Source organism: Pontibacter sp. Tf4 (genome assembly GCF_014212495.1).
In the GTDB taxonomy this organism is placed as follows: Bacteria; Bacteroidota; Bacteroidia; order Cytophagales; family Hymenobacteraceae; genus Pontibacter.
Window position 1 is genome coordinate 107,794 of sequence record NZ_JACKZC010000003.1, and the last position, 25,660, is coordinate 133,453.

The following is a 25,660-nucleotide window of genomic DNA, read 5'->3' on the forward strand; positions in this document are numbered from 1 at the left end:
ATCTGTGATTCACTGGGCGGGACGCCCAACTATAGCTCGACACGAGCGAAGACGCTCGCGCCATAGTCACCTAAATTAGCAGAAATAAAATTCCCCTCCTTGGAGGGGTTAAGGGTGGGTAAAAATTCGAAGAGAAAACGCATTTGACGATGACACTCCTAAAACAAGAAAGCCTTTCCTAAATGGAAAGGCTTTCTTGTTTACTGTAAACTATAGTTTCAGCTATTACGGCGCTAAGGCAAACAGCTTCTTATTGGGTTTACTGCCCATATGAAAAATGATCTTTCCGCCTTTCATAATCTCGCCGTGGGTTAAATAAGTGCAGTTGATTGGCTGGCCATTCAGCTCAATTTTCTGCACATACACATTGTTGTCTTTCTGGTTTTTGGTTTCTATGGTAAAGGTCTTCCCGTTCTCAAGGTTTATAGTTGCCGATTTTATAGCCGGGCTGGTAATAGCGTATTGGTCGGAGCCGGGAGCAACCGGGTAAAAGCCCAACGCGCTGAAGATGTACCAGGCGCTCATCTGCCCGAAGTCGTCGTTGCCGCCCAAACCGTCTACAGTTGGTTTATACATCGCCTTGAGCACCATGCGCGTGCGCTCCTGTGTTTTCCAGGGTTGATCGGTCCAGTTGTAAAGGAACGGTACGTGGTGCGATGGTTCGTTGCCATGCACATAGTTGCCGATAATACCTTCACGAGAAATGTCTTCTGTGTTTTCGAAATATTTGTCCGGTAACTCCATCGTAAAGAGTGAATCCAGGTGCTGGGCAAAGCGCGTCTTACCACCCATCATGGAGATCATCTGCGCTGGGTCGTGTGGTACGTACAAACTATAGTTCCATGAGTTGCCCTCAATAAAGCCCTGCCCGTGCGTATCCAACGGGTCGAATTCTTTCTTCCAGGTACCATCGCTCAACTTCGGACGCATAAAGCCGGATCTGGCATCGTACACGTTTTTATAGTTCAAAGCACGCTTGCTAAACTCTTCATAAATATCCTGACGATTCAGTTTTTTCGCCATCTGCGCAATACACCAGTCATCGTAGGCATACTCCAGCGTTTTAGATACCGATGAGCCATTCTTGTCTTCAGGCACATAGCCCATATCCATATAATAACCAAGGCCATCATAGTAGCGGGTTCGGGCTGTCTGTACAGAAGCATCCAGGGCGCGGTTAGCATCAAAGTTGGCCATTCCCTTCATCACCATATCAGCAATTACCGGCACGGCATGGTAACCGATCATGCACCAGTTTTCGTTGGCGTGGTGCGACCACACCGGCAACATTTTGTGTACACTCTGGTCGTAGTGCGCCAGCATGGATTTTACCATGTCGTTGTTGCGGGCTGGTTGAAGGATGGTGAACAACGGGTGCAGGGCGCGGTAAGTATCCCAAAGCGAAAAGCTGCTATAGTTTGTAAAGCCTTTGGCCTGGTGCACATTCATGTCCAGTCCTCTGTACTTACCATCCACATCCATGTAGGTAGTCGGTCCTAAAAAGGCATGGTACATGGCAGTGTAGAAGTTCACCAGGTCATCTTTTCCGGCATCTACAACCACTTTATTCAACTCCTTGTTCCAGGCGGCCTGTCCTTCGCGCTTTACTTTGTCAAAATCCCAATGCGGAATTTCGGCGCGCATGTTGGCCAGGGCTCCTTCGGTACTCACCGGCGACAAGGCAAATTTGATCTTGATCTTTTCTCCTTCTTCAGTCTTAAAATCGAAATAGGCTCTCAGCTTTTTACCGGCAAACTCGGGGAAGTTTTTGGTCTGGTCGAACTTGCGCCAGAAGCCTTTGTATACCTGTGCCTCCGAGTAATCTTTGTTGCCATACTGGTGAAACGGTTTGCTGAAGGCCATGGCAAAGTATACCGTGCGGGTGCGGGCCCAGCCATTGGTCTGGCGGTAGCCGGTAATCAGGGTATCGTTCTCCACGCGCACAAAGGTCCAGGTGGTCTTGCCATCATAGTTATAAATGCCCGACATCAGGTCCAGGATAATGTGCGCCTCGTCGGATTTCGGGAAAGTATACTGGTGCATGCCCACACGGTTGCTGGCCGTGAGTTCTGCTAGGATGTTATGATCGTCGAGTTTTACTTTATAGTAGGCAGGCTCTGCTACTTCATTGGCATGCGAGAAAGCCGAACGGTATCCACTTTCTGGTTTGTCTTCCGTACCAGGGTTGAGTTGCAGCTTGCCAGTAGTTGGCGCAATCAAAAAATCACCAAGATCAGAGTGTCCGGTTCCGCTGAAGTGCGTATGGCTGAAACCAACTATAGTTTTATCATCATACTGGTAGCCGGCGCAGTACTTGTACACGTCCTTGTTATACTTGCCGTTAACTTCATAGGGAATCGTATCGGTGTCGGGGCTGAGTTGCACCATGCCGAAGGGTACGGTAGCTCCCGGGTACGTGTGCCCCATTTTGGCTGTACCGATCATCGGGTTCACATACTTTACCAGGTTGGTTGACTGTTTGGTTTGGGCAAAAGTTAGCAGCGGCGAAAGCAGCAGAACAGACAGTACAAGTTTCTTCATTCGGTTAACTGTTTGGTCGGGTAATATGGTTTAAGGTGATGTTTAAAGGTAGGCTTATTTCCGGAAAGTATAAACTATAGATCGGTAGGTTCCTGCCACAAACTGGCGGCACCCAGCAAAGCAGCTTCTTCCCCTAACTGTGCTGTTTTTATAGGGATGGTTATTCGTTGCGCTTGTAATTCCTCCTGTAAACCACCGCCAAATAAGTTAAAACCCTTTGCGATGTTGCCACCCAGTATGATTACCTCTGGCTGTTCCTGCCTCACAAAATCGCCTAAAAAAGTAGCCAGGTTATCGGCATATTCAGTAAACAACTCCTGTACCTTTGGCTCTGTTGGTAGTAGCTCAACTATAGTTTTCACATTATCTGCTTTCCGACCACTCAGCTCATAAAAGCGTTTCACAAACCAGCGGGAGCTTAAGTGTTCTTCGGCTATTCCATCACGGAAAGGTGTATCCCACAAGTTCGCGTCCCAGGCTTTGCCATTAACTATAACTGCTGATCCCAAACCTGTACCCAGTGTTAACCCTACAGCCCTGTTATATCCTTGTGCAGCTCCGGCAAAGGCTTCCCCTTTAAGAAAGCAGGGCGCATCGTTCTGAAATCTGATGTTGTCATTATCCAACCGCAAAGCTTCTGCCAGCAGTTCCTTCACGTTTATACCATAAAGGGCGTCGTACTTGTCCTGGTTCTGCATCAGGGCTATGCCATTTTCATAATCGAATGGTCCCGGCATAGCAATACCAATATTTGTGATCTCAGTCTTATGCTTCCCTATAGCAGTGAGCATGGCACTGCTCCAACTGGTCATAATATCTCCTATAGTTCCACTCGCATCCACCTTCTGGCGGGTCATCGTTTCGTGCAGGATTTTACGGGTGGCGAGATCAACTATAGCAGCTGTGATGTGTGTGCCGCCAATGTCAACTCCGAGAACAAATTGATTCATAAGTGTCATTCATAAATAGGAGTGTAAGTATAGGCATCCTCTATACCATTGGCAATAAAATTTATACAGGTTAAATTAACCAGCTTGATACAGGAAGGTATTTAAAGCAACCTGCTTTTTGTGCGAGCGATTTATTACTTCTGTCCTTGGACCTGCTACTATTAAAAAGCCGTTCCATAACTGATGGAACGGCTCTTATAATCTATCTCCTCCGATTGTCTTTTCTGCATTCTAACAGAAAAGCAAAATATTAATACTTAGGTGTTTAAATGGAGGCTGTAAACTATTTATGTATAACTTCCTTCACATTATCTTTTACATCCCAATCTACTAAGAGGTAGCGTGGATCAATGCCAGCACTGACAGGTTTCTCAGGAACCAGTAATGTTATAGTTTGTTCGGTAGAGCGAATCTTATGCTTTTGCAGGTAGAGAGGTTTCCCTAATTCCTCCCCTTCTTTCGCAGCGCTGAATACACCAATTTCTATCCAATCATTTAAAGGTAACTCAGTCTCAACCCCAATACTGTCTACTTTAAACTTGCGGGTCCGCACATTTAGGGTAACCTGCCAGTCTCCTGTTTTGGTCTGCTTAGCCATAGTTTGCATTGTCTTAAGTTCCCAAAACGTGTTAACTGCAAAAAGGTCGTGCAACAGTGGTTTGAGTGAGTCTGGTGTTGCTACGTTCAGCTCCTGGTACAGGTCAAGTGATGTAGGGAACGGTGGCTTACCTGCTGCATGCTTCTGAAGTAAGTTTCGAAGCGCTCCATTCACACGCTCCTTGCCTATGTAATTGCTCAGAGCATACAATGCAAAAGGGCCCTTCCGGTAGATATGGTACCAGTCAGTGGCCTGAAGCAGAGGGACCGACGCCCAGGTGCGTGGGGTTTCATACTCTTCCCGTAAAAAATGAAGCAATTTCTGAAGGTGTTCTGAACCATAACTTTCTTCCAATACCCCCATCGCCGAATACCAGGCCAGGCTTTCAGATAGTAGTCCTGCTCCTTCCACTAAAGCCGGATCAACCTGATTGCCCCACCACTGGTGTGCTACTTCATGAGCTACTACTGCCGTTACCAGGTCAAAGCCCCGTTCGTCCTTCATCGGGTTTAACAGGAAAAATCCTTCCTGAGCAGTAATGTTAACAGGAGCCGCATGGTTTCCAAAATCATAGCCGGGATACGACACAAACCTGATCTGCCGGTGCGGGTACGGACCAAACTGCTGTGTATAATAGGCAAGGGATGCCTTTACACTGCGCGCCATCCGTTCCAGGTTCTGGGTTTGCCCCGGGTCATAGTAAATTTGTATAGTTACATCTTTCCATTGGTCTTCATGCACGGCATAGTTAGCTGAGAATAAATTATACTCATTCCGGATAGGAGCATCTGTCACATAATGGAAGTATTTCCGGTTGCCTTTGGTCCAGGTGCGGCGCAAAGTTCCGGGCGCTACCACGGTCTGGCCAGCAGCAGTGCCTACCACAGCTTCAAAAGAGATCCGCTCCGCGAAAGGGGCAGTTAGCCGTGCCTTCTCATCATGGAGCGAAGAAGTTACAGGTCGGGGCGAAAGACCATACTCCGCTCTGGAACCAGCATCATCCAGCTCACGGTAATCCTGATAGCCAATGGCGGGCAGCCATTCGTAATTCCGGAAGTTGGTACTATTTGCCATCACAGCGGCCTCTGCTCCGGCATTCGTAAAACCTTTCGCTTCAGAATGTACTTCAAAACTGAGTCGCAGTGAGTCTCCGGGCTGAAGCGGTGTGTGCAGGGTATAAACATGATGTCTTAATTTCTCATCGGTTAAAACCCTTTTTGCCGGCCTGTCAAACGTAATCCTTCTGGTCTGAACGCCCGGGGCAGTACCCAGATGAATAGAGTCTATAGTTGATTCTGTATTGTTTACCAGATAGTAAGTGCCGCTAATATCTACCTTCCGTTGCGCCGGATAAATCTCGACATATAGTTTGGTACTGGTCAATAGTGGTTGTGGCCGGTTCTTATACTGTCGGTATAGCTTTTCATAGTCGGCACGTTGCTCTATAGTTTCAGAGGAAGAGGTATAGGTATTGAGCACATTGGTATTATAGAAAATGAAACTGCCCAAAGTAAGAACAAGACCTGCCGACGCCATGGTTACCAGGGCTGTAGAACGGCTAAAACGTCCACGGGCCAGCTGGAATCGCGCTCTTATACTTCCTTCCCGGCTTCGTACCCAGAGCAGTTTTGCAGCCACAGCTACCAGTAGCGCCCAGGCTACCCAGTATAGTTTAAACCATACCCATGGTGCCAGGGAAACGCCGTAACCTGCCATGTCAGTATACGTCCATTGTGGGCTGGCCCCATAAATTAGCAGTTTGTGCTCTACGCCTAAATGGGGAGCAAAAACGATGAACCCATATACCAGAAGCGCTACTAAGTGAGCCACAAATTTCTGATTGACAAGCACGTGCACAAAAAGAGCCAGCAGCGCAAACAGGACGCAATCAATCAGCTGCAACCCGAAGAATCCTTGGAGGTAAAGACCTATTTCAGGACTGCCGCCTCTGCCTGTCTGCGCAAATATTGCGGCCAGCATCAGGAAGGCCATCCATCCCAATAACAGCAGGCTAAGTGCCAAAAACTTACTCAGGAAAAGTACCCATTCCGGCACCGGGGTTGTGTGCGTAATTTCACTCAGGCCGGTTTCCCTTTCCCGCCACACCAGCTCCCCGGCATAATAAATCGTCAGCAAGGTGATGATAAGGTAGAAAAAATGAATTTCTGTCAGGGGCGCCGTCAGCAGATTGAGGATAAAGTCGGTTCTTGGAAGTACGGGAACGCCCTTTGCCTTCAGATTTCCTTCCAGGGTCAGGGAGGCAGCAAAGGCCAGGGCTGCCAAAAGCGGAAGGCCCGTAAAACTTTTGCCAGCTTGTAAAAAGCTTTTCCAGGTGAGGAAACGCAACTGGCGTAAGTGTGTAGTAAAGCAAAATATCCCTTTGATCTGCGGCAAAGCATTTCCTGCTCCTTCAGCTCCCCACTTCAGCCCTGCATCTGTTGTTTCTGGTTGAACAGACTGCTTCTGTTTCTGGCCTGCTTGCGGTAACGTGAACCGAAATCGAAAGTAGGTTAGTATCAGCATACCTGTTGCGACGCTAAGCCACAAAAGGCGGTTTAGAAGCAGCGTGCCTTCCAGTGCGAGCAGGCGCGTGTTCTTTTCCTGCGGGCTCCACTCATTCGACAGCTGGCTCTGGATAGGTGTGAAACCTACGGGATCTATTAAGTTTCCCCATTCTCCTTTGTCCTGCAACAACTGCCCCAGAATAAACGCGGCTACAAAGAGCAAAGCTCCACCCAGGTAACTTGCCATTGCCCGCCTGGTGAGCGCAGCCAGCGAGAACTGGATGGCCGTTACAATAAGCGTGTTGGGCAGAATAAGATAGAAAAAAGTGGTCAGATAGGCAGATAACCTAAACGGACCCATGATATCCGGTTCAACGCCCGTACAGTACAAACTGATCAGAATACCCAGCGGAATGCCAAACAGGATGATAGAATTGATCAGAAAAGCTGCCAGGAACCTGCCTCCCAGGTATTCAGCTTTACTGGCTGAGGTTGTATAAGTAAGGGAGAACATCCTTGTCTCTGTATCGCGCGCCGCAGCACTGCCTGCCACCGATGCTCCTATCAATAGCCACGCCACGCAGCCTAAAACTGTAACGGCTCCAATCACAATAGGCGCATTGAACAAAAAATAACCATCCCGCGCATCATGAACGTAATTACCTACCATCCAGAGAAAGGCAAGTGCTGATTGCACTATGAAGTATAGCCAGGCAGGAACGCTGCGAAACTGGTAATTGAACTCCAATTGAAAAATCTTCCGGAACTTCATAGTTGTATCGCCTCCTCTACTTGCTGCGGTTGTACATAATTTCCGGTCATGGTACTGAAGTACACATCTTCCAGATCAGGTGCCACCAGCTCAAATCCGTTACCCGGATCTTCCGAACTATAAATATGCACAAGGCTGCGCCCGCTAAGCTGTTTGGCAGAAATAACCCGATGTTCCTGCTCTATTGCTGGAAGCGTATTTTTAGCTGTCAGTTTACGCCAGATTTTACCTTCCAGTCCAGCTACCGCCTGTTGGGTATTGGCCTGTAGTAGTATTTCCCCTTTGTTGATAATAGCCATGTTAGTGCAAAGCTCTGCTACATCTTCCACGATGTGGGTAGAAAGGATGACCACACTGTTCTCTCCTACTTCGCTTAACAGGTTCAGGAAACGGACGCGCTCCGCCGGGTCAAGACCAGCCGTTGGTTCATCCACGATCAATAGTTTCGGGTTACCCAACAAGGCCACTGCTACGCCAAATCGTTGCTTCATGCCCCCGGAATATCCTCCCAATTTCTGTTTCCGTTTATCCCATAGGTTGGTTTGTTTAAGTAGCCGCTCCGTTACTTCCCTGCGCGCAGCACGTTGCATAATGCCTTTCAGGACTGCGAAGTAATCGAGCAACTCCTCCGCGCTCACTTTCGGGTAAACCCCGAATTCCTGCGGCAGGTAACCAAGTGTCTGGCGCACTTCCTCCTTCTGGCGCAACACATCTGTTTCGCCCAGGTAAATGCTGCCTTCATCAGGTTCCTGCAGCGTGGCCAGCGTACGCATCAGCGTAGACTTTCCGGCGCCGTTAGGGCCCAATAAGCCGTACATGCCAGAAGGAATTTCCAGGTTAATTTTGTTCAATGCCTTTACACCATTGGCGTAAGTTTTAGAGACATTGCGGATAGACAGGTGGATCTGTTGATTTTCCATAGTTCTGATATTTATCTTACCTGAAGAAAGGACAGTACTTTGACAGCACAATCCACTCATTTTCAGAATAAAGGAAAAGACGCAGAACCGGAATATGAAAAGCGATATGCTATCTCTGTAAAGTAATCTGCCAACTATAGTTTTGCCTCCGCCAAAGCGCTTGCAGAATAAAGAAGCAAATTCGTAGAGTGGTATAAGGCAATTGCCGAGTAGGTAATAACAGAGTGTCAGGAAAAAATATCTTTGTCTTATGAACCGAATTAAAAAGGTATTCACGCTGATCCATATAGGTCTCTGGACCTTGCTTAGCCTGCTGCTGGCCTTGCAACTAAGCCAGGACAATCCGGATTGGCTTGTTGCCACCGCGGGAGTCATCCTGACGAGTTTGTATGTTTTTTACAGCCACTTCTGGCTCCTGACCCGCTACTTAGGTAAAAACCAGAAGGGTGCTTACTTCCTCAGGCTGACAGGAATCATCTTAAGCGGGCCTTTTCTTTATATGTTGTTAAACTATAGAGAGCAGGATAACCGGGATCCTTTTCTTGGGTACTATCCAGTGGCGCTGCTCTCTATTGTACCGATTTTTCTCTTCCTCAGCTGGCTGGCCAGGATCACAGAGAACCTGGTGCTTAATACCATCAGGAAAGAGCAGCTGGAGAAGCAGGCTGTGCAGGCAGAACTATATTACCTGAAATCTCAGATCAATCCGCACTTCCTGTTCAACACGCTCAATAACATTCATACACTGGTATACAAACAGGCTCCGGCCGCACCGGAGGCTGTCATGCGCCTGGCTTCTTTAATGCGCTACATGATCTATGAATCCAATGCCCCTACGGTTCCACTTTCAAGGGAAATGAACTACCTGCAGGACTATGTGAGCTTACAGCAGCTCCGGTATAAAAAGAGCCCGGTTGTAGATCTTATAGTTGAAGGAGAATTGGAATTCTGTCATATAGCGCCATTGCTGTTCATCCATCTCATTGAAAATGCCTACAAACACAGCCCTGCACGACTGGAACCGGGCGATATTAAAGTGAGCGTAACGTTAAAGGAAAATACACTTACCTTCCGTTTACAAAATCCTGTGGAAAAGAATCGGGGGAATAAGCTGGAAGAAACAGGCGGAATTGGTCTGCCGAATGTTCGGAAAAGACTGGCGTTGTTGTACCCGGGACAGCACACACTGGACATCTATAGTTCAGATGAAGTATTTATAGTTACGTTAACAATTCACGGTTTACACTTACAGGTAAATGAAAGAGAAGCTAACTTGCTATATAATTGATGACGAACATCTGGCCCAGGAAATACTGGAAGAGTATGTAGCAAAGGTTCCTTTTCTGGAGCTAAAGGGCACCTTTATGAGCCCTATTGAAGCGGCTGCCCACTTAGACAGAGACAAACCAGACCTGCTTTTCCTGGACATCAACATGCCGGATCTGGATGGGCTAAGCTTTATCCCGATGCTGAACCCGAAGCCAATGATCATACTCACAACGGCTTACGACCAGTATGCCCTGAAAGCGTTTGAACTGGAGGTAAAGGATTACCTGGTGAAGCCTTTTTCTTTTGAAAGATTTTATAAAGGCGTACTGCGCCTGTACCAGGAACAGGTCAGCCGGCAGCTACCGGAAAAGACGGAAGCTAAAGCAGAACCGAAAAGTGAACAGGAATACATCTTTCTGAAGGTAGGGCACCGTATCCAAAAAGTTGCAACCCACGAAATTCTTTTCATTGAAGGGATGAAAGACTACCTCAGAATTCATACAGCCAAAGAAAAGATCATGACCCTGCTGAGCTTTGCCAAACTGGAAGAACTGTTACCTGCTCAGGATTTTGCCCGCGTACACAGGTCTTTTATGGTAGCTATAGATAAGATAGATCACATCGAAAGAAACCGTATCCGGATAGCAGATCAGATCATCCCGATAAGCGATACCTATAATGATAGCTTTTACAAAAAACTGAGAGGGCTGGCCTGAAGCGGCTTTCTATAGTTTTGGTATATACTTTCTAACTATAGTTTAATCAGAAACCATTAAATCCTTAACAGTAAGGCTCGATACTCCTATCCCTCCAACTATAGGTTATTGTATCCAAAGCATTACACTCGATAGTTATTTGCTCAACGAGCTATTAAAGCAAAGTATTAAAATCTTTCCCGTTAATCACAGTTTCTCTTTACCTCTGGGGTCATCCGCTTTATTAACATAAGTGATCTGGAAAGGTCCTGTTCCATGGATCTGAACTATAGTTGGTTCTTTTGTAAAGGCGTAATGCACACTTTTAGCTGGCATCAAAGCAAACCCACCGTTTTTCAGGTTAGTAGCCGCATTCATATCCAGCTTTTCGCCCATGCCCATGTAAAGGTCTCCTTCAATTACGGTTACGTGCTCGGCTGTCGGGTGCCAGTGCGGGCTTATTTTATAATTGGCAGGGAACATCAGCCGCATGGTAAAAGGTCCTTCCTTCGAGGGGTCTCCAGCCAGCACTGCCATTTTAGCACCGGCCGGCAACCCTGCCGGGCCATCCGACCACTTCACCTGCTCTTTTGTTATTATTTTATGGCCTGCATGGTCCTGCGCCTGCATTTTGGAGTGGTCCTGCCCGTAACTCTGCAGGGTAAAACCTAGCACAAAAAGCAGGCAGGCAAGTAGTTTACTTAAGCTCTTCATAGTTGTATTAATTAATTATGCCCATGTAGAGGGAAATAAACGGAAATGCGCTATACGAATAAACTTATATGAGGTAATATCTGAAACAACAGAGGGGAAAAATATACTTATAGTATACGAGAGCACCGGCTGATGCGATCAGGATGGAATTACTAATTTGCCATGTAACCTTTTACGAAGGCAGGTGTCTAACATAAAAGTAGACATTCTTCTGAATGCGGGTACAGGAGTAAAAAAGCTTGATAATGGATCTGAAAATAAACGGCCGGACAGCGGTTGTAACTGGTGCTGATTCCGGTATTGGTTTGGCAACCGCTAAAATGCTGGCAGCCGAAGGCGTGAATATCGTCCTGAACGATAAAACAGAAACCGAGTTGGAAAAAGCGGCGGAAGAAGTGCGTGCCCAGGCAAAAGGAAAAGCGAAGGTGCTTGCCGTAACGGCAGACCTGACCAGGTATGAGGAAGTGCAGCAACTGGCGGCGCAGGCTAAGGAGAGATTCGGCGGCGTGGATATTGTGGTGAACAGTGCCGGTATTCGGGGCGCTGCCGGCGATTTCCTGTCCCTCAGCGACCAAGACTGGTTTAAAACTATAGATACAGACCTGATGGGGGCCGTGCGTGTCTGCCGCGCTTTTATCCCGCAGATGCTGGCAAAATCATGGGGCCGGATCGTGCTGATCGCTTCTGAAAATGCCCTGCAACCTTACGAGGAGGAAAGCCCCTACAATGCCTGCAAAGCCGGAATCATTAACCTGACCAAGTGCCTCTCCAAAGCATACTCGCCTCAGGGAATCATGATCAATTGTGTATCGCCGGCTTATGTGGCCACTCCCATGACAGACGCTATGATTAAGGAACTGGCTGAAAAGCGACATTCTACGGAAGACGAAGCCATTAGCTGGTTTTTGAAGAACAAGCGTGAGAACATTGTGGTAGACCGGCGCGGCAAAGCCAGTGAAGTAGCAGCCGTTATTGCCTTTCTGTGCTCCGAACAGGCCAGTTACATTACCGGCAGCAATTACCGCGTGGATGGCGGCTCCGTATCCACTGCTTTTGGCTAAGCGAAGCTGACTGGTATTATTCTGTAGTAAGATCCATTTATGTAGTTATTCATAACATGGTAACCTATTCCTTCTACTTACCGCGAGGCAACGCATCGGAAACCAGTGTGCTCCAACCCTGTATCAGGTGAAGATTTCATGCGGGCCGATGTCCGGTATCCCTTGCAGTAAGAGTCGTTGCATAAAAAGGACCCGCCCCGCATAACCTTCTTTGGAACCAAGGCCTCTGCCGGGTCATTGCTGCTGGCTGGCCCCTTCGGGTTATGAGTTACTTTTTCTCCCAGGCTGCTGTAGTAATCTGCATCATACCAGTCAGCACACCACTCCCATACATTGCCTGCCATATCGTACAAGCCATAGGCATTCGGGGCATAAGAACTGACGGAGGCTAAACCGGTATGTCTATCCCAATTGCTGTTATGAATTGGAAACTGACCCTGCCAGGTATTGGTTTTCGGTTTTCCTTTCTCCACTGGCTCCGCTCCCCAGGGGAATGGTTGATTCTCAATTCCTCCACGTGCGGCAAACTCCCATTCAGCTTCCGTCGGCAACCGCTTCCCGGCCCAGGTAGCATAAGCCACTGCATCGTCCCACGACACATGCACGACGGGGTGGTGCTCTTTGCCCTTCAGGTTACTGCCCGGCCCTTGTGGGTGCCGCCAACTGGCCCCTTTTGTCCAGGTCCACCATTGTCTCGCATCCTGTAGTGACTGTGTATGTAATGGTGGGGAAAACACAAGCGAAGCTGCCACGAGTAAGCTATCGTCAGGCTTTGGAGTGCCAGGCGGTAACTGCTTCCTGATTTCTTCCCAATCCGGCGCACGTTCGGCCGTGGTCACATAGCCGGTGGCCTCTACAAAGCTGGCAAACTGAGCATTGGTAACCTCAGTAGCATCCATCCAAAAGCCATCTATTTTTACCTGGTGCAAGGGGTACTCGTCCTGCCTTCCTTCTGTATCGGCCGCCCCCATATAAAATGTTCCTCCTTCTATCCACACCATTCCTTCATGGGACACTTTGCCTCGCTTCACAGGCACAGGCGTGGCGGTTCCTGTAAACCGGGAAGGCAGATTTTCATGACAGGAAGCAGGTGCCTCATCCGCTAAAAAGGTTTTCTCTTCCGGTGTACTTTCCTGCTGGCAGGACACAGCCAGGCAGAACACACTGCAAAATATCAGAGAAAGTTTTCTGGCAGAGATCACCATATAAGCAGTTTAATTTTAAATCCATCTATTAAACTATAGTTGAAAGAGCACGATTCTGCGCCCTACTCTCCTCCGCGTTGCAGTTCCAGAGAAGCCTTTTCGATGAGGGCTTTATTGGTGGAATCCAGTTTCGCTTTAAAAAAGTTTTCGGGTCCCAGCACACTATAGGCTCTGCCACCATGATAGGGTATATACCCTACTTTCTGCGAATATTCATTCCAGCCGCCTAACAGTTCCTGGAGCTTTTCCGGATTTTTTCTGGCAAGGTCCTGCTTTTCGCGGGGGTCCTCCTTCACATTAAATAATTGCCAGTCTCTTCCTTTTCCGAAAGGCGGCATCAGGAACCGGATCTTCCAGTCTCCTTTGTAGTAGGCCTTGTTTTCCAGGCTTTCAATTCCGTAGCCGGCGTTCTCATCCCGAACAGTACTTTGCTTATTACCCAATAATTTATTGAATGAGGTACCGGTCATAGCGGCTAACTTGTTGTTTTTATACGTATCAGGACGTTTGGCTCCTGCAATCTCGAGCAGTGTGGGCATAATATCAGTGCCCAGAATTTTATTGGTTGCATCCACGCCTTTTATAGTTACGCCCTTCCCGGAGATGATAAGTGGCACCCGAACACCTCCCTCGCCTGTGGTGGTTTTGAAATATGAATAAGGCGTAGCGGTTACTTCGGCCCACGCCCCTTGCAACGATACAAAGGAATTTGGTTTGCCCATGTTTTCCAGGCTGTTGTCAAACGGCTTCATGTCCGTTTTATAAAACGACGGATCTTTGGGGTTGGCTCCGTTATCACCGATCAGGATGATCATGGTATTTTCCAGTTTGCCTTCCTTTTGCAGGGCCTCCAGCACGCGTCCTATATCCAGGTCCATAATTTCCAGCATGGCAGCGTATAGTTCCATCCTGCGGGCCTCTACCTTCTTCTGTTGCGCCGAGAGCTCATTCCATTTTTTATATTCCCCTGAGCCCGGGTTTATTGGAAGGTCTTTCGGTATGAGGCCAAGCTTTTTCATGTTGTCCATCCGTACCTGCCGGATGTGGTCGTAACCTTTGTCGTATGCGCCCTTGTATTTATTCATCCAGTCGTCTGGTACATGCAGCGGATCGTGGGGTGCCGTAAATGCCAGGTAACCGAAGAAAGGGCGATCGTCCTTTTGCTCGGTAATGTACTGGATCATTTTGTCGGCGTAGTAGTTGGAGGAGTAAAAATCATCCGGCAGCTTTTTCACCTTTACACTATCATCATAGTATACCGTGTGAATCACTTCTTCTGGCCCTAAAGGAAAGCTGTTGCTGAAATGGCTCGCCCCTCCGCCCAGGAATGAGAAGCTGCGTTCGAAACCTTCCTCGAAAGGACGCCTGCCTTCTTCGTGCCCCAGGTGCCATTTGCCACTCATGTAGGTATGATAACCGTTTTCCCGCAGCACCTCCGGAAGCGTCATAACACGGTCGTTCAGATAGCCTTCGTAGCCGGGCTGCATGTACTGGCTGGCTGCCTGAAACGGTGGCATGGCACCAATGCCACTAATGTGGTTATCCATACCCGACATGAACATTGCCCGTGAGGGCGCACAGAGCGGCGTAGTATAGCACTGTTGCACAATCAACCCATTATCGGCTAATCGCTGTATGTTGGGAGTCCGGATTTCTCCGCCAAAAGGTGACAGGTCCGAGTAACCCAGGTCATCCACCACGATCAGCAGCACATTCGGTTTAGACTGGTTGGCAGAAGTACCAGTGTTTGTCCTGGCATCTGTTTCGTCCTGCTTTTTACGGTTTTCGCAGGAAGAGATGGTGAACAGAAATCCTACGCTATACAGGCAGAGCAGAAAGGTCGCTTTTTTCATACCCTTCATCAATTAATGCATACAAAAGAACCGGCATCAAAACACGAAGCAAAATATCCATCAGCTATAGTTGACGAGCACGTTACTTTCCGGGAATGACAAAAAGGGCGAAATAATGCAGCCGCATCCTGAAAAGAATACTTCTGAAAACAGGGTGTTTTAAATACACAAAGCAGTTGGTGCAGGATAGCAGATCAGTTTTCTAAAGTAGCACGCAAATATGCGTAACTGATTTATTTACGATAATAAATCAACTCCGACTATCGGTATAAAAAATAAAATACAGCTATTCATAAGCCGCAACCCAAGCCTCTCGTACTTTTAAAACATGGTCAGATATCCATTAATTGCTGGTTGGTCTTCGCTTTTAAGTAAAAACCTACGCATGCATCATTTTCAGCAAACAGCCTTTTCTCAACCAGCTAATGGGGCAATCTGCCGTATAAAAATCACAAAAGGTTGCAGAGTCAGAAAAGGAACTATAGTTTCAGCCGGGAAAGGAAAGAAAGTGCAGGGTTTGATATTCTGATCCTGACGTAAGCCTCTTTTTTTGAAAATAACTGCGGTTTTTAAACGGCCTTAAACACCATCAACTATGGGCGCCACACGTGCAACAGCTACGGAAAAAATTGTTTTCCCCTGGCTGCTTATGATTCTGATGTCTTCCGTAACTTTTGTCGGGATTCTTTCTGAGTTGATGCCTTCGGGTGTTCTGCCACAAATGATGGCCGACCTGAATATTACCGAAGTGCAGGGCGGAAACCTGGTGGGCTACTACGCCATTGCATCGGCTCTTTTCGCGATCCCACTTGTTTCCCTTACCATGCCATTCAACCGCAAATTCCTGTTAATGGTCCTGCTCATAGGTTTTGCTGTCTCCAATATAGTTGCAGCACTCCCGGTGAACTATACGGTCATCATATTCATGCGAATTATAGGTGGTATTTGTGCCGGGGTAATGTGGCCGATGATTGCAGCTTACGGGATGCGCCTGGTACATGAGGACTATCACGGAAGAGCTATTGCGGTAATAATGGCAGGCAACACCCTGGGCATTAGCCTGGGAATGCCACTCATGACCTTTATCGGTAACGAATATGGCTGGCAAACAGGGTTCATGGTGCTGGGGCTGGGCATCCTCGCCATTGCATTGATAAGTATTTTTGCATTGCCTTCCGTACCGGGCGAGAAACTTACTCAAAATACATCTCCAGTTGCCCTGCTCAGAATCCCGGCTGTCCTGATTGTACTATTGCTTACCCTGCTCGGGGTGAGTGCGCACTATGGAGTATATGTGTATATCACAAGTCTTGTTGATGCGATTGAGCTTGCAGGGGGAACAGAAAGTGCTTTATTGCTTTTCGGGGCGGGTTCGCTGGTTTCTGTATTACTGGCCATAAAATACACCGATGCCTACCTGCGGCTGCTTACGATCGCGATGTTTGCCTTGCTGATTTTTGCAATGGGAATTTTCCTGCTCCTTGGAAAGATTACCGGGGTAGCACATGCTGCTTTCTTTTTATGGGGACTTTCGTTTGGTCCTCTGGTAACGTTGTTTCAGGCAGCGGTAAGCAGGCAGGTAGAAAGTGCCAAAGACGTTGCCACTTCAGTTCAATCTTCAGCCTTCAATCTATCCATCATGCTTGCAACTTCGGGTGCGGGGTTGTTGCTTGGCGCATACTCTCCCATGGTCCTGCCTTACATGGCGATCGCCCTGGCGATACCGGGCATGCTGCTCTCCTTTCTTGCGAAAAAGACATTGAGTTGACTGAACTATAACTATAGTTGGTGTTCCCAAGATCAGCCTTTTACTCTCAAATGACTCTACCCCGGTCTTGTTGAAAGGATTAGTGGAGAGTTTGCAAAACCGTTTGTTTGAGAAGATTTGGCAGAGGCACTTACCCCACCTGCCACAAACTAAACAGGAAATATTCTCGCCTTTGCCTGTTTCTGGAATTGCTCCGGCGTTAGTCCGGTCATTTTTTTAAAGAACCTGCTGAAGTAAGATCTGTCTTCAAAACCCAGGCTATAGCCGATCTCTTTTATAGTTTGCGCGCTGAGGATGAGCTCTTGCTTCGCTTCAACTATAGCTCGCTCCTGCAATAGCTGTGTAATGGTTTTCCCGGTTTTCTGCTTCAGAATCTGGTTGAGCCGTTTAGGCGTTATGTTCAGTTTATCAGCATAAAACGATACCGACTTTTCTTCTCTGAAATGATTCTCCAGCAACAAGAGGAAATGGTAGATTCGCTTCTCATTCAGGCCCTGGCTTGTAAAATTCTGCGTTTTGTACTGCATCAGCTTCAACAGAAATGCCTTCAGTAGCGCTTTAAGCACCAGTAAATTCTTTTGCAGCTGCTCATACTCATTTTGTAATACCCGCAGGAAGCACTCCAGTTCAGATACCATGTCTTCTTCCAGCAAAATCGTGGAGAAACTACCCACGCCCTTCCCGAGGAATAGCCTGATCACATCCAGACTAAATTCTTTTACCTCATAGTCGAGTACCGATTTATGAAAAGCGATAAGTACACCATTTTTACCTGATTTTCTGGGACGCGGAGAGCGGTTGGCCGGAATGAGGTACATCCAGTCACCTTTGATATAAAGCGCTTCATCCTTTATAAAATGAATGGGCTCTTCATTCTTTAGCCAGGCTATTTCAAAATAATCTTCGCGGGAGGGGCTTTCGAAAAAAGACAGCGGTACGGCCTTCAGCGGGCTTATAAAAAACAGGTCTTTCTCCGGATTCACAGGCTGTAACATGTTATCAGTTATAAAACTATAGCGCCAAATGCATCGGGCGCTTCTCCCGGTTACCTTCCTTAACTATAAACTATAGCTGTCAGGTTATTTCCCTTTTGTCCTACCTTATGGGTGTTCTGTACTACCCCTCGCGCCTGGTATAGTTGTAAATTTGTAAGAGTTGCAAATCAGTAGCAAGATTCATTTTAGAACATTTAAAGATATAAAATTATGAGCACATTAGTAGAACCCATTCTTGAGAATGGCAAAGCCGAGAAGAAACTATATAAATTTCCGCAGCTTAAAGGAAAAGAATTACCACGCGACAACTTTATCGGTGGGCGATTTGTCCCACCAGTTAAAGGCGAATACTTCGACAACATTTCCCCCATTAACGGGAAAGTTTTCGCGCAGGCAGCCCGCTCCACGAAGGAGGACGTTGAACTGGCGCTGGACGCGGCGCATGATGCGTTTCAGAAATGGGGCAAGACATCGCCGACGGAACGCAGTAATACACTATTAAAGATCGCACAGATCATCGAAGACAACCTGGAGTACCTGGCTACACTGGAAACTATAGATAATGGGAAACCTATCCGTGAGACACGTGCAGCTGACCTTCCGCTGGTAGTAGACCACTTCCGTTATTTTGCCGGTGTGATCCGCGCCGAAGAAGGTGGTATTTCAGAGCACGACGCCAACACGGTCAGCATTGTATTGCACGAGCCGCTGGGCGTAGTAGGGCAAATTATTCCATGGAACTTCCCGTTACTGATGGCTTCCTGGAAAATTGCTCCGGCCCTGGCTGCTGGTAACTGTATTGTTCTGAAACCAGCCGAGCAAACCCCAACCAGTATTCTGGGCCTGATGGAACTGATCGGTGATGCGTTGCCAGCCGGTGTGCTGAACGTAGTGAACGGCTTTGGAGCAGAAGTTGGTAAGGCACTGGGTACTTCTCCGAGGATAAGCAAGATCGCGTTTACCGGCTCCACAGCAACAGGTAAGCTGATCATGCAATATGCTTCCGAAAACATCATTCCGTCTACGATGGAGCTGGGCGGTAAATCTCCTAACATCTTCTTCCCTTCCGTAATGGAAGCTGATGACGAGTTCTTTGACAAGGCCCTGGAAGGTGCCACGTTCTTTGCCCTGAACCAGGGCGAGATCTGTACTGCTCCAACCCGTATCCTGGTGCACGAAAGTATAGCCGACGCCTTTACAGCCCGCGTGATCGAGCGAGTGAAAGCCATTAAAGCCGGTAACCCGCTGGATGGCGAGACCATGATCGGGGCACAGGTATCCAAACCACAGTATGAGAAGATTCTGAACTACATTGAGATCGGTAAAGAAGAAGGAGCCGAAGTACTGGTAGGTGGTGAGGCACAAAAGCTGGAGGGCGAACTGGCAGACGGATATTACATCCAGCCTACCATCCTGAAAGGCCGTAACAAAATGCGTGTATTCCAGGAAGAAATCTTTGGTCCGGTAGTGGCACTGACCACTTTTAAAACAACCGAAGAGGCCATTGAGATCGCCAACGATACCATTTACGGACTGGGTGCCGGCGTCTGGACCCGCGATACCCACGAATTATACCAGGTGCCGAGAGCCATTCAGGCAGGCCGTGTCTGGGTTAACCAGTACCACACCTATCCGGCGCATGCTCCGTTTGGAGGCTACAAGCAGTCGGGTTACGGCAGAGAGAACCACAAGATGATGCTGGATCATTACCGCCAGACCAAGAACATGCTTATTTCCTACGACAAGAAGAAACAAGGTTTCTTTTAATCTAAAGTTTGTCATTAACCTGAAATCACCTGGGGCCTCCTCAGGTGATTTTTTTAACATCTATAAACATGGAAAAGATTATTGTAACAGATAAAGCAAAAGAAGTGATCAGACAGTTGAAGGAGCGCTATGGCGAGCTGATGTTTTACATGAGTGGTGGCTGCTGCGAAGGTTCGCAGCCTATGTGCTATGAAAAAGGCGATTATAAACCAGGCTCCCGCGACGTGCTGATCGGCGAGGTGGAAGGCTGTGAATTTTACCTGTCGGAAGAGCAGAACCAATACTATGAGCACTCACAACTTCTATTGGATGCGGCACCCGGCATGGGTGGTGGCTTCTCGCTTGAAAGTGTGCTGGGCATGGCCTTTAGCGCTACTACAAATGCACTTATCGCATCGGATAACACCAGAGAGGTATAGTTTATAGTTAAATTGCCCTGTATGGTAATGAATGCACCCCTCAAAATAAGTACACACCAACGTTAGCACAGAAGCCCGCCATCTTTAACATAGCGGCTCTTATAGTTCACTTCTATTAGAGGAGGATTGTATTCTGAATAACCTGAAGGCTTAGCGTGCTTTTTCCAGTACATTGGCTATAGCAGTGAATCCCATTTTGCGGGCATGCTGCAGCGCTGTCACCCCATCCTTGTCCGGAATGTTGATGTCGCAGCCGGCATCTACCAAGGTTTGTACTACCTCTACATAGGTTTGGGAACCATCTCCCAATACAACAGCCTCCATCAAAGCGGTCCAGCCCAGGCGGTTTACATGGTCTATAGGAAAGCCTTTGGTGTTGGCCAGCAGTTTTACTACCTCCAGGTGTCCTCTCTCGCAAGCTGGAATCAGAGCGCTGCCGTTGTAGCGGTTAAAGACATCAAACCGGGCGCCGTTTTCCAGGTATAGTTTCACAAGGTCAGTATACCCTGCTGCGCCGGCGTACAAGAACGGACTGTCCTTAATCTCGTCCTGTTGGTTTACATTGGCACCGTGTTTTACCAGTAAATTTGCCATATCCAGGTTGTTCTGATGCGTTGCCAGGAGTAATAGCGACCTTTTCTGATTATCGGTCGTATTCACGTCTGCTCCGTTTTTCAGGGCGGTTGCAACAGCATCTAACTTGTTGTTTTTAACGGCTTCCACCAGGGAGGCTTGTGTGGCAGGTGTGTGCATAGCAGTTTCTGTTTGGCAGGAAGTGAGCAATAAAAACGACAAAAGTAATAGCACTGTGTTCATAGTATAGGTGTCTGATATACGAGATTTCCCTAATGGATCAATGTTCTTACAGAAGACAAACGCGTAACGGCTTCATCAAAGCAATTGGTATAATCTAAGTACCCTGTAATGTACGCAAGCTGAAAACCAATGACTTTTAGCTTCGGTTATAGCTGCCTTTTCAATTCTTTAACACAAACTATAGTTCTATGTTTCGTCACTATAGTTTATCAGCAAACTATGAAGCATCAATTACCATTTTCTTATGTGACAATCGTCACTGAACTGCCTTTCCCTATACTTTACCTTTGTATTACAAATTCAGGATAAATAACCCGGATAGAAGTAAAACGAAAGTAGTATAAAAAGTAAAACGGAACAGGATATGAAAATACAGCAATTTGAAGACAAAGGACTGGCTCACTTCGGATATGCCATTTTAAGTGAAGAAACAAATGAAGTAGTACTTATTGACCCGGCCCGAAACCCGCAGCCTTATTACGATTTTGCCCAGGCCCATAGTGCCAGCATTGTGGGTGTAATAGAAACACACCCGCACGCCGACTTTGTGAGCTCACACCTGGAGATACATCAGCAAACCGGCGCCACCATTTACACGCATAGCCTGGTGGGCGCAGATTACCCGCATCAGGCATTCGACGAAGGGGCTGTAGTACAGATAGGCAATATAAAGCTAAAATCGCTGCATACGCCTGGTCACTCGCCGGACAGCATCAGCATTGTGCTGGAGCACGAAGGAAAAGATAAAGCCGTATTTACCGGCGACACCTTGTTTATCGGGGATGTAGGCCGGCCGGACCTGCGCGAGAATGCCGGTAACATAACAGCCAAGCGCGAAGAACTGGCCCGCCAGATGTACAGGAGCACCAGAGAGAAACTGATGAAACTGGATGATGATGTGGTTGTGTATCCGGCGCATGGTTCGGGCTCGCTGTGTGGCAAAGCCCTGAGCGATGCCAACAGCAGCACAATTGGAGCAGAGAAAATTGGTAACTATGCCTTGCAGCCTATGAGCGAAGATGCATTTGTGAAGATACTGACAGAAGACCAGCCGTTTATTCCGAAGTACTTTGGATACGATGTAAGCCTGAACAAAAAAGGGGCACCAGACTATAGCCAAACTATAGATAGTGTTAAGAGGCTGCAGAAAAACTTTATACCGGAAGCAGGTGCGCTTATAGTGGATGCCCGAAACGAAAAGGTGTTTAAGAAAGGACACTACAAAGGGGCGATCAACATACAGAACGGTGGCAAGTTTGAAACCTGGCTGGGAAGTATAGTTGGCCCAGAAGAGCCGTTTTACCTGGCAGCTGAAAGCGACGCGCAACTGAATGACCTGATCTCAAAAGCAGCCAAAATCGGCTATGAACTGCTGATAAAAGGGGCCTTTGTACTGGATGACGGTGCAGCCTACACATCGCCAATGCTTGATGTAGCTGCTTTCCGGCAGCACCCGCGCGACTATACGATTGTAGATATTCGTAATGCTTCCGAAGTAAAGGCAGGCAAATTCTTTGAGAATGCGATCAATATTCCGTTGCCGGAACTGCGGGAGCGTGCAGATGAAATACCTGCAACCAAACCTATAGTTATACATTGTGCAGGCGGTTACCGTTCGGCCGCAGGTAGCAGTATTGTAGAAGCCGCATTGCCTGAAACTATAGTAATGGACCTGAGCGAAGCTGTGAACGATTTCAAAAACAGTTAGTAATAAAAGTTAACTTGTAAAAGCCGGTATACACACACTATACCGGCTTTTCGTTTCTTGTGCAGGTCGTATAGTTAAACAAACTTCTTTAAAAGCCGATTTAACAATACATCAGAATGAAACAAAAGCCACGCTTCAGGTGGTAATTGACAGGAAGATCAGTAATTTAAAGTTCGTATACAGAAATCTCATGCAGACTATCCCCAAAGAGCTCGTACTTAAAAAATTCCCTTCCCTGGAAGACTCCCTGCTGGATGAACTACTGGCCGAAAGTACACTGAAAGAAGTAAGTGAAGGTGAAGAAGTAATGCGCTCCGGGCAATACATTACGTCTACCATTCTGCTGTTGCGTGGTCTATTAAAAGTGTATCGCGAAGACGACGAAGGCAATGAGTTCCTGATGTATTACCTGGAAGCGGGTAATGCCTGCGCCCTGTCGATGATGTGTACTGCCCGGAACGAGAAAAGCCAGATCAGGGTAAAAGCTGTTACCGATGCGGAAGTGCTGCTGGTTCCCTCCCATTTATCGGAACTATGGCTGGGCAAGTACAAAACCTGGCACCACTTTGTTATAGCCTCTTACCGCCAACGCTTCGAAGAACTGCTGCAAACCCTCGACAGCATTGCCTTTAAAGGCCTGGACGAGCGGCTGCTGTTCTACCTGAAACGACACGTAAAAGTTAGTGGCAGCGAGGTTAAACTTTCCCACCAGCAGATCGCCAGCGAACTCAACTCTTCCCGCGAAGTAATCTCTCGTCTGCTTAAAAAACTGGAGCAAACCGGCGCCATCACCTTACACCGAAACTACATAGAAGTACACGACCTGACTATAGTTTAGGAGTTTGTGAGTTTAGGAGTTAGTGAGTTTGGGAGTTAGTGAGTTTAGGAGTTAGAGAGTTAAAGAGTTGATGAGTTAGTCAGTTTTTGAATTAATTTAATTTGTGTTTTTCCTTCAATTGAGAAAACTCAAACTATAGATTTATCCCAAAATTCGTACTCCTCAAACTCCTAAACTCTTTAACTCTCTAACTCCTAAACTCACAAACTATAAACCTCTCTGTGACATGAGTCACTGAAGTTAGGGATAGCCTGCAGTACTTTTGTATGGTTCTATAATTAAAATTACGATGGAAATACTTGGGTACATTGCAGCCATGCTTATTGGCTTATCGCTTGGGTTGATTGGTGGAGGCGGTTCTATACTTACCGTACCAGTTCTGGTTTACCTGCTGGGCCTGAGCCCTGTCATCTCTACTGCTTATTCCCTGTTTATAGTTGGGCTTACCAGTTTGGTTGGTTCTTACAAGTTTTACCAGAAAGGGCTTGTCAGCCTGAAGACAGCCGCGGTATTTGGGGTACCTTCTATAGTGGCGGTATACCTCACCCGCCGTTACCTGGTGCCGGCCATTCCGGAAAACATTTTCCAGGCAGGTGATTTTATGGTAACGAAAGGTGTGCTCCTGATGCTCCTGTTTGCCGGCCTGATGGTGTTTGCTTCTATCTCCATGATCAAAAAGAGAAAAGAGGCGCCAGCTGAACCTGCCGGTGTAGTAGACGAGAATATAGATACAGAACTGGACGTAGAACACGCAAACCCTGCAGAAGTACACCCGCAACCAAAATTCAACTATGGCGGCATCCTGGCCGAGGGGCTGATAGTAGGAACGCTAACCGGGCTGGTGGGTGCAGGCGGCGGCTTTCTGATCATCCCGGCCCTGGTCCTGTTCAGCAAACTGGACATGAAAATGGCCGTGGGCACCTCCCTGCTCATCATTGCTGTAAAATCGCTGTTCGGATTTATAGGCGATGTATTCAATTATGAGATTGACTGGATGTTGCTTGGTATTTTCTCCACCATCTCAATCGTCGGCATCTTCATCGGCACTTACCTGTCTACCAAAATACATGCTGATAAACTAAAAACCTCGTTTGGCTGGTTTGTGCTTCTGATGGGTATTTACATCATTATCAAAGAGCTCTTTTTAGCCTAACCTGCCTGCGTGACCAAAGTCACTGAACCCGACCGGTAAACTGCCGAAATTTGTAATAGTATTTATCTATAGCTTACTTATTAACCTTACCATAGTATGTTCAATTTATTTAAAGCCGCCCCGAAACAGTACGAAGATCTGGACGGCAAAACATTTAAAACCAGGTACGAAAATGCTCCTAAAGCTAAACTGTTAGATGTACGCACAGTTGCAGAGTTTGCTTCAGGTACTTTACCAACGGCCAGTAATTTAGATGTTACTTCTCCGCAATTTGTAAAGTCACTCGCTGCCTTGGATAAGAATACGGAATACTTTGTATTCTGCCGTAGTGGCAACCGGAGCGGGTCTGCCTGCGATCTGATGACCGCACACGGATTTAAAGTTTATAACCTGGCAGGCGGCATTGGCACCTGGCCTGAATAAAAGTATTTAAAGCAGTCAGATAGCTGGTTACCCTGCACAACTGCTGCTCAACTATAAAATTAATTTACACTTATGTTAGAGTTTATAAGCCAGCCGTGGCCCTGGTATGTATCGGGTATGGTCATCGCCCTGATCATGGCACTGCTGTTATTCTTTGGTAAGTCGTTTGGTTTTTCATCTAACCTGCGCGTGATATGTGCCGCCTGTGGAGCCGGTAAAAAAGTAGACTTCTTTGATTTTGACTGGCGTGCTCAGACCTGGAACCTGCTGTTCTTAGTTGGTGCCATCATAGGTGGGTTTATCGCTTCGGAATTTTTGTCAACCGGTGAGGTTGTACAGATCTCAAAAGCTACTATACAGGACTTAAACCAAATGGGTATTTCGGCACCGGAGGCATTGCAGCCAATGGAGATTTTCAGCCTGGAATCACTCTTCACGGTCAAAGGATTTTTGATCCTGCTTTCAGGTGGCTTCATGATCGGGTTTGGTTCGCGCTATGCCGGAGGCTGCACATCGGGGCACGCGATCAGTGGTTTATCCAACCTGCAGTTACCATCGCTTATTGCCGTTATCGGCTTCTTTATCGGAGGTTTGATAACAACGTTCGTGCTGCTACCGCTTATCTTTTAAATAATGAATAATTAGTAATGAGTACTGAATAATGTGGAGAGTATAATAATCTCCACTAATC

The 25,660-nt window shown here is 47.3% G+C and carries 20 protein-coding genes; 11 read left to right on the plus strand and 9 right to left on the minus strand.

Features of this window, described 5'->3' with window-relative positions; genetic code table 11:
- Positions 1-225: 225 nt before the first annotated feature.
- The 4 genes from H7F15_RS05955 to H7F15_RS05970 all read right to left on the minus strand — a co-directional run bounded on the left by H7F15_RS05955 (position 226) and on the right by H7F15_RS05970 (position 8,285).
- On the minus strand, positions 226-2,541 hold the full coding sequence (locus tag H7F15_RS05955) for a GH92 family glycosyl hydrolase (protein ID WP_185196052.1): 2,316 nt from the start codon (positions 2,539-2,541) through the stop codon (positions 226-228).
- Positions 2,542-2,615: 74 nt separating this feature from the next.
- Positions 2,616-3,491, minus strand: a complete 876-nt coding sequence (locus H7F15_RS05960) for an ROK family protein (RefSeq protein WP_185196053.1) — start codon at positions 3,489-3,491, stop codon at positions 2,616-2,618.
- Positions 3,492-3,774: 283 nt separating this feature from the next.
- A complete protein-coding gene (locus tag H7F15_RS05965; RefSeq protein ID WP_185196054.1) occupies positions 3,775-7,365 on the minus strand; it encodes a M1 family aminopeptidase in 3,591 nt (1,196 codons plus the stop codon).
- On the minus strand, positions 7,362-8,285 hold the full coding sequence (locus H7F15_RS05970) for an ABC transporter ATP-binding protein (RefSeq protein ID WP_221627006.1): 924 nt from the start codon (positions 8,283-8,285) through the stop codon (positions 7,362-7,364). The genes H7F15_RS05965 and H7F15_RS05970 overlap by 4 nt, the downstream gene beginning before the upstream one ends.
- A 250-nt stretch (positions 8,286-8,535) precedes the next feature.
- Here H7F15_RS05970 and H7F15_RS05975 point away from each other — a divergent pair, with 250 nt between their 5' ends.
- Complete coding sequence (locus H7F15_RS05975) at positions 8,536-9,573, plus strand: sensor histidine kinase (protein WP_185196055.1); 1,038 nt, start codon at positions 8,536-8,538, stop codon at positions 9,571-9,573.
- Positions 9,542-10,270, plus strand: coding sequence for a LytTR family DNA-binding domain-containing protein (locus H7F15_RS05980; protein WP_185196056.1), 729 nt, complete (start codon positions 9,542-9,544; stop codon positions 10,268-10,270). Before H7F15_RS05975 ends, H7F15_RS05980 begins: the two co-directional genes overlap by 32 nt.
- 186 nt (positions 10,271-10,456) lie before the next feature.
- Here the strand turns inward: H7F15_RS05980 and H7F15_RS05985 are convergent, their stop codons facing one another.
- Entirely contained in the window at positions 10,457-10,963 is a 507-nt protein-coding gene (locus tag H7F15_RS05985; RefSeq protein WP_185196057.1) for a cupin domain-containing protein, read from the minus strand.
- 245 nt (positions 10,964-11,208) lie between these two features.
- On the opposite strand from H7F15_RS05985, the gene H7F15_RS05990 reads away from it, so the two are divergent.
- Entirely contained in the window at positions 11,209-12,024 is an 816-nt protein-coding gene (locus tag H7F15_RS05990) for an SDR family NAD(P)-dependent oxidoreductase (protein ID WP_185196058.1), read from the plus strand.
- A 77-nt stretch (positions 12,025-12,101) separates the two neighbouring features.
- Here H7F15_RS05990 and H7F15_RS05995 read toward each other — a convergent pair whose 3' ends face one another.
- The gene (locus tag H7F15_RS05995; protein WP_185196059.1) at positions 12,102-13,229 is read right to left on the minus strand and encodes a formylglycine-generating enzyme family protein; all 1,128 of its coding nucleotides are present in this window, start codon (positions 13,227-13,229) and stop codon (positions 12,102-12,104) included.
- A 62-nt stretch (positions 13,230-13,291) separates the two neighbouring features.
- Positions 13,292-15,082 carry an arylsulfatase gene (locus H7F15_RS06000; RefSeq protein WP_185196060.1) on the minus strand — a complete coding sequence of 597 codons (1,791 nt, stop codon included), beginning with the start codon at positions 15,080-15,082 and terminating at the stop codon, positions 13,292-13,294.
- 595 nt (positions 15,083-15,677) lie between these two features.
- Here H7F15_RS06000 and H7F15_RS06005 point away from each other — a divergent pair.
- On the plus strand, positions 15,678-16,850 hold the full coding sequence (locus H7F15_RS06005) for an MFS transporter (protein ID WP_221627007.1): 1,173 nt from the start codon (positions 15,678-15,680) through the stop codon (positions 16,848-16,850).
- A 149-nt stretch (positions 16,851-16,999) separates the two neighbouring features.
- Here the strand turns inward: H7F15_RS06005 and H7F15_RS06010 are convergent, their stop codons facing one another.
- Positions 17,000-17,845: an AraC family transcriptional regulator gene (locus tag H7F15_RS06010; protein ID WP_185196061.1), complete on the minus strand. Its 846-nt coding sequence runs from the start codon at positions 17,843-17,845 to the stop codon at positions 17,000-17,002.
- A gap of 210 nt (positions 17,846-18,055) precedes the next feature.
- On the opposite strand from H7F15_RS06010, the gene H7F15_RS06015 reads away from it, so the two are divergent.
- On the plus strand, positions 18,056-19,612 hold the full coding sequence (locus H7F15_RS06015) for an aldehyde dehydrogenase family protein (RefSeq protein WP_185196062.1): 1,557 nt from the start codon (positions 18,056-18,058) through the stop codon (positions 19,610-19,612).
- A gap of 68 nt (positions 19,613-19,680) precedes the next feature.
- Entirely contained in the window at positions 19,681-20,031 is a 351-nt protein-coding gene (locus H7F15_RS06020) for a DUF779 domain-containing protein (RefSeq protein ID WP_185196063.1), read from the plus strand.
- A 150-nt stretch (positions 20,032-20,181) separates the two neighbouring features.
- Here H7F15_RS06020 and H7F15_RS06025 read toward each other — a convergent pair whose 3' ends face one another.
- The gene (locus tag H7F15_RS06025) at positions 20,182-20,847 is read right to left on the minus strand and encodes an ankyrin repeat domain-containing protein (protein ID WP_185196064.1); all 666 of its coding nucleotides are present in this window, start codon (positions 20,845-20,847) and stop codon (positions 20,182-20,184) included.
- Positions 20,848-21,211: 364 nt separating this feature from the next.
- On the opposite strand from H7F15_RS06025, the gene H7F15_RS06030 reads away from it, so the two are divergent.
- The 5 genes from H7F15_RS06030 (at position 21,212) to H7F15_RS06050 (ending at position 25,599) form a co-directional block, all read left to right on the plus strand.
- On the plus strand, positions 21,212-22,555 hold the full coding sequence (locus H7F15_RS06030) for a rhodanese-like domain-containing protein (protein WP_185196065.1): 1,344 nt from the start codon (positions 21,212-21,214) through the stop codon (positions 22,553-22,555).
- 190 nt (positions 22,556-22,745) lie between these two features.
- Positions 22,746-23,393: a Crp/Fnr family transcriptional regulator gene (locus tag H7F15_RS06035; protein WP_185196066.1), complete on the plus strand. Its 648-nt coding sequence runs from the start codon at positions 22,746-22,748 to the stop codon at positions 23,391-23,393.
- Between the two features lie 289 nt (positions 23,394-23,682).
- A complete protein-coding gene (locus tag H7F15_RS06040) occupies positions 23,683-24,546 on the plus strand; it encodes a sulfite exporter TauE/SafE family protein (RefSeq protein ID WP_185196067.1) in 864 nt (287 codons plus the stop codon).
- A 96-nt stretch (positions 24,547-24,642) separates the two neighbouring features.
- The gene (locus tag H7F15_RS06045) at positions 24,643-24,969 is read left to right on the plus strand and encodes a rhodanese-like domain-containing protein (protein WP_185196068.1); all 327 of its coding nucleotides are present in this window, start codon (positions 24,643-24,645) and stop codon (positions 24,967-24,969) included.
- Positions 24,970-25,041: 72 nt separating this feature from the next.
- The gene (locus H7F15_RS06050) at positions 25,042-25,599 is read left to right on the plus strand and encodes a YeeE/YedE family protein (protein ID WP_185196069.1); all 558 of its coding nucleotides are present in this window, start codon (positions 25,042-25,044) and stop codon (positions 25,597-25,599) included.
- The last annotated feature ends 61 nt before the right edge of the window (positions 25,600-25,660 follow it).

Coding starts and splice junctions, on each gene's coding strand:
- H7F15_RS06045 (WP_185196068.1), top strand. CDS start 24,643: ATGTTCAATTTATTTAAAGCCGCCCCGAAACAGTACGAAGATCTGGAC.
- H7F15_RS06030 (WP_185196065.1), top strand. CDS start 21,212: ATGAAAATACAGCAATTTGAAGACAAAGGACTGGCTCACTTCGGATAT.
- H7F15_RS05980 (WP_185196056.1), top strand. CDS start 9,542: ATGAAAGAGAAGCTAACTTGCTATATAATTGATGACGAACATCTGGCC.
- H7F15_RS05960 (WP_185196053.1), bottom strand. CDS start 3,491: ATGAATCAATTTGTTCTCGGAGTTGACATTGGCGGCACACACATCACA.
- H7F15_RS05970 (WP_221627006.1), bottom strand. CDS start 8,285: ATGGAAAATCAACAGATCCACCTGTCTATCCGCAATGTCTCTAAAACT.
- H7F15_RS06040 (WP_185196067.1), top strand. CDS start 23,683: ATGGAAATACTTGGGTACATTGCAGCCATGCTTATTGGCTTATCGCTT.
- H7F15_RS06025 (WP_185196064.1), bottom strand. CDS start 20,847: ATGAACACAGTGCTATTACTTTTGTCGTTTTTATTGCTCACTTCCTGC.
- H7F15_RS05955 (WP_185196052.1), bottom strand. CDS start 2,541: ATGAAGAAACTTGTACTGTCTGTTCTGCTGCTTTCGCCGCTGCTAACT.
- H7F15_RS05965 (WP_185196054.1), bottom strand. CDS start 7,365: ATGAAGTTCCGGAAGATTTTTCAATTGGAGTTCAATTACCAGTTTCGC.
- H7F15_RS06020 (WP_185196063.1), top strand. CDS start 19,681: ATGGAAAAGATTATTGTAACAGATAAAGCAAAAGAAGTGATCAGACAG.
- H7F15_RS05975 (WP_185196055.1), top strand. CDS start 8,536: ATGAACCGAATTAAAAAGGTATTCACGCTGATCCATATAGGTCTCTGG.
- H7F15_RS06010 (WP_185196061.1), bottom strand. CDS start 17,845: ATGTTACAGCCTGTGAATCCGGAGAAAGACCTGTTTTTTATAAGCCCG.
- H7F15_RS06005 (WP_221627007.1), top strand. CDS start 15,678: ATGGGCGCCACACGTGCAACAGCTACGGAAAAAATTGTTTTCCCCTGG.
- H7F15_RS06035 (WP_185196066.1), top strand. CDS start 22,746: ATGCAGACTATCCCCAAAGAGCTCGTACTTAAAAAATTCCCTTCCCTG.
- H7F15_RS06000 (WP_185196060.1), bottom strand. CDS start 15,082: ATGAAAAAAGCGACCTTTCTGCTCTGCCTGTATAGCGTAGGATTTCTG.
- H7F15_RS05995 (WP_185196059.1), bottom strand. CDS start 13,229: ATGGTGATCTCTGCCAGAAAACTTTCTCTGATATTTTGCAGTGTGTTC.
- H7F15_RS06050 (WP_185196069.1), top strand. CDS start 25,042: ATGTTAGAGTTTATAAGCCAGCCGTGGCCCTGGTATGTATCGGGTATG.
- H7F15_RS05985 (WP_185196057.1), bottom strand. CDS start 10,963: ATGAAGAGCTTAAGTAAACTACTTGCCTGCCTGCTTTTTGTGCTAGGT.
- H7F15_RS05990 (WP_185196058.1), top strand. CDS start 11,209: ATGGATCTGAAAATAAACGGCCGGACAGCGGTTGTAACTGGTGCTGAT.
- H7F15_RS06015 (WP_185196062.1), top strand. CDS start 18,056: ATGAGCACATTAGTAGAACCCATTCTTGAGAATGGCAAAGCCGAGAAG.